The following is a 3,226-nucleotide window of genomic DNA, read 5'->3' as shown; positions in this document are numbered from 1 at the left end:
CTGTCACATACCCAATTTGCTGAAGCGAGACCACAAGGTCACGAGTCAGTACCCGAATTTCTTGACGACCATAGAGCGTTGGAACCACCTGATCCCATCCCGAACTCAGCAGTGAAACGATGCATCGCCGATGGTAGTGTGGGGTTTCCCCATGTGAGAGTAGGTCATCGTCAAGATTAAATTCCGAAACCCCAATTGCGAAAGCAGTTGGGGTTTTGTTTTGCCCGCAGGAAAAGCATCTGCTTGATTTCTATGCAACAGCCCGGGTCATGGATATTATTCGGGCCTCATTGTGAGGGCGAGACCTGCATGTTGACGTTGTTGAACCTCCTGAAAGATGGCCGATTCCATTCTGGTCAGGATCTTGGCGCCGCCTTGGGAATAAGTCGAAGTGCGGTATGGAAACAGCTTCAGCATCTTGAGGCTGAGCTTGGCTTGTCCATTCATAAAGTGCGAGGACGAGGCTATCAATTGGCTGTTCCATTGACGCTACTCGACTCTCGAGCAATATCGGCAATGGCGCCAGATTGGCCGGTGATGGTCTTGGATTCGGTCGACTCGACAAACGCTGAGGCCTTGCGGGCGATTGGCCAAGGTAGTTTGGCGCCCTTTTTGGTGCTCGCGGAACGCCAAGTCTCTGGTCGTGGGCGAAGAGGTCGCAAGTGGGTAAGTCCCTTTGCAGAGAATCTTTATTACAGCCTTGTCCTGCGTATTGATGGTGGAATGCGCCAGCTCGAGGGCTTGAGTCTTGTTGTTGGGTTGGCTGTCTTGCAGACTCTGAGAAATTTTGGAGTGCCAGGTGCGGGATTGAAGTGGCCCAACGATGTCTTGGTGGGTAACAAGAAGATTGCCGGCATTCTCCTTGAACTCGTTGGTGATCCGGCAGATGTTTGCCATGTGGTGCTGGGTATTGGTGTAAATGTGAACATGCAAGTGGCTGATGAAGTTGGCCAGCAATGGACTTCGATTCGGCTTGAGTCAGGTAGGAGTACTGACCGTAACTCCCTGGTGGCAGAACTTAGTAAGCAGTTAAGTGTTTATATCCGGCGCCATCAAGTGGATGGTTTTTCGGCTCTCCAGGCGGAATGGGAGGCGAACCATTTGTGGCAGGATCGCTCTGTGTCATTGATTGCGGGTTCCAGTCAGATAGATGGTGTTGTGCTCGGAATCGATAGTCAGGGTGCGCTGCGCCTGAAGGTGGATGGTGTGGAAAAAGTCTTTAGTGGTGGTGAGCTCAGCCTGAGGTTGCGTGATGATTCTTGAGCTCGACTGTGGGAACAGCTTCATTAAGTGGCGAGTACTGAAGGCTGCACTTGGCGCTGTCTTTTCCGAAGGGGTTGTCGACTCTGATCTCGCATTGCTAGACAGTTTGAAAGCTCTCAATGGGCTTGAGCTTCGTAAGTGCCGCGTGGTCAGTGTCAGGACTGCGGAGGAGACTGATGCCTTGATCGCTATTATCGAGCGTGAGTTTGGTATTTCGGTGGTGTGCGCGAAGCCCGCACGTGAAATGTCCGGTGTCAAAAACGGTTATGAAGAGTACGAGCGTCTAGGGCTGGATCGATGGCTGGCCATGCTTGGCGGGTTTCATCTCGCATCAGGCGGCGCTTGCCTGGTGCTTGATTTCGGTACGGCAGTGACTGCAGATTTTATTGCTGCGGGTGGTGAGCATCTTGGTGGTTTTATTTGCCCCGGAATGCCTTTGATGCGAAATCAGTTGCGTACGCATACCCGTAAGATTCGCTATGGAGATCTGGCGGCTGAGCGCGCGCTGTCAAGCAATGCGCCTGGGCGGACCACTGCTGAGGCGGTGGAGCGCGGGTGTTCATTGATGTTGCGAGGTTTCGTATTGACACAGTTGGAACTGGCGCGCTCTTACTGGAGAGAAGACTTCGCAGTCTTTATAACTGGGGGGGATGCTGAATTGGTTGCAGCTGTCGCCCCTGAGGCCCGAGTCGTTCCTGACCTGGTGTTTGTGGGGCTGGCTATGGCGTGTCCTTTTTCCTGAGGTTTGTATGCGTTGGTTGTTCCTCCTGCTTCTTGTTCTTAATGTTTTCTATTATGTCTGGCATCAGCAGGAGGCGCCCTTGCGGGCGAAGGATGTAACGCCTCTTAGTTTGTATCGAGGTTCCCAGCAAGACATTCGCTTGCTCAGTGAAACGACGAGCAATGTTCGAGAGGGGCAGGGAGGGCGTCGGCAAGAGTGTCTGTTCCTTGGTGGTTTTTCTCGACAGGAGTCGATTACGGCGCTCCAGCAGCGTTTGGCTGAAATGGGAGTCGATGTAAAATCTTCGTCGAGGGATTCTTCTGGGGCTGGTTATTGGTTGTCTGTTTCGCCTCAGGGCCAGCGTTTGCTGGGGGATGCCCAGCTCCAAAACCTTTCCAACGAATTCAATGAGTTAAAACATAAAATAATGCTGTGTGAGGGGGTTGCACCTACTGAATAGTTTGCATAGAATGGCGCCCGCTCCACAGCGAAGACCTAAGTAGGGATTCAAAATGAAGCGATGTCAACGCAGCTAACCTCAGGTTTTTAAATGAGAAAATGCTTGACAGGGGTTTGGCATAGTATAGAATGCCGGCCTGATTAGGAGGGGTTCCCGAGCGGCCAAAGGGATCAGACTGTAAATCTGACGTCTACGACTTCGAAGGTTCGAATCCTTCTCCCTCCACCAGATTTAAGCGTGAGCTGCAGGCTCCGCGGGTATAGTTTAGTGGTAGAACCTCAGCCTTCCAAGCTGATGATGCGGGTTCGATTCCCGCTACCCGCTCCAAGTTTGCAGGTTTTGCAAAGTGTTTTGCTCTTGTAGCTCAGTTGGTAGAGCACACCCTTGGTAAGGGTGAGGTCAGCGGTTCAAATCCGCTCAAGAGCTCCATATAACAAGGCAGATATGAAAATATCTGCCTTTGTTTTAATGGTTGATATTGTTTGTCTAATTTCTTCTGTTGAGGGTGATATCGATGGCTAAGGAAAAATTTGATCGTTCCCTGCCCCACGTCAACGTTGGGACCATTGGTCACGTTGACCACGGTAAAACCACTCTGACTGCTGCTCTGACTCGCGTTTGCTCCGAAGTTTTCGGTTCCGCAATCGTTGACTTCGACAAGATCGACAGCGCACCAGAAGAAAAAGCTCGCGGTATCACCATCAACACCGCACACGTTGAGTACAACTCGAAGATCCGTCACTACGCTCACGTTGACTGCCCAGGTCACGCTGACTATGTGA

General features: G+C 51.6%; 4 protein-coding genes, 3 tRNA genes and 1 rRNA gene. All 8 read left to right on the top strand.

What is annotated here, in order from left to right; all coding sequences use genetic code 11:
* Positions 1-60: 60 nt before the first annotated feature.
* Positions 61-176 (top strand): 5S ribosomal RNA (rrf, locus tag AC1DVF_RS28775).
* A gap of 133 nt (positions 177-309) precedes the next feature.
* On the top strand, positions 310-1,263 hold the full coding sequence (gene birA, locus AC1DVF_RS28770) for a bifunctional biotin--[acetyl-CoA-carboxylase] ligase/biotin operon repressor BirA (RefSeq protein WP_460089078.1): 954 nt from the start codon (positions 310-312) through the stop codon (positions 1,261-1,263).
* Positions 1,253-2,005, top strand: coding sequence for a pantothenate kinase (locus AC1DVF_RS28765; RefSeq protein ID WP_093434397.1), 753 nt, complete (start codon positions 1,253-1,255; stop codon positions 2,003-2,005). The genes birA and AC1DVF_RS28765 overlap by 11 nt, the downstream gene beginning before the upstream one ends.
* Before the next feature lie 7 nt (positions 2,006-2,012).
* On the top strand, positions 2,013-2,444 hold the full coding sequence (locus AC1DVF_RS28760; protein ID WP_093434400.1) for a hypothetical protein: 432 nt from the start codon (positions 2,013-2,015) through the stop codon (positions 2,442-2,444).
* A gap of 143 nt (positions 2,445-2,587) precedes the next feature.
* Positions 2,588-2,672: transfer RNA gene (locus AC1DVF_RS28755), tRNA-Tyr, on the top strand.
* Between the two features lie 25 nt (positions 2,673-2,697).
* Positions 2,698-2,771: transfer RNA gene (locus AC1DVF_RS28750), tRNA-Gly, on the top strand.
* 26 nt (positions 2,772-2,797) lie between these two features.
* Positions 2,798-2,873: transfer RNA gene (locus AC1DVF_RS28745), tRNA-Thr, on the top strand.
* Positions 2,874-2,958: 85 nt separating this feature from the next.
* On the top strand, positions 2,959-3,226 hold a 268-nt coding region (locus tag AC1DVF_RS28740; RefSeq protein ID WP_256588461.1), incomplete at its 3' end, for a GTP-binding protein.

It is taken from the genome of Pseudomonas sp. P4_D7 (assembly GCF_056401755.1).
Note: the sequence above shows the minus strand (reverse complement) of the source record. Positions and strands in the feature narration are given on the sequence as shown.

Coding starts and splice junctions, on each gene's coding strand:
- birA (WP_460089078.1), top strand. CDS start 310: ATGTTGACGTTGTTGAACCTCCTGAAAGATGGCCGATTCCATTCTGGT.
- AC1DVF_RS28765 (WP_093434397.1), top strand. CDS start 1,253: ATGATTCTTGAGCTCGACTGTGGGAACAGCTTCATTAAGTGGCGAGTA.
- AC1DVF_RS28760 (WP_093434400.1), top strand. CDS start 2,013: ATGCGTTGGTTGTTCCTCCTGCTTCTTGTTCTTAATGTTTTCTATTAT.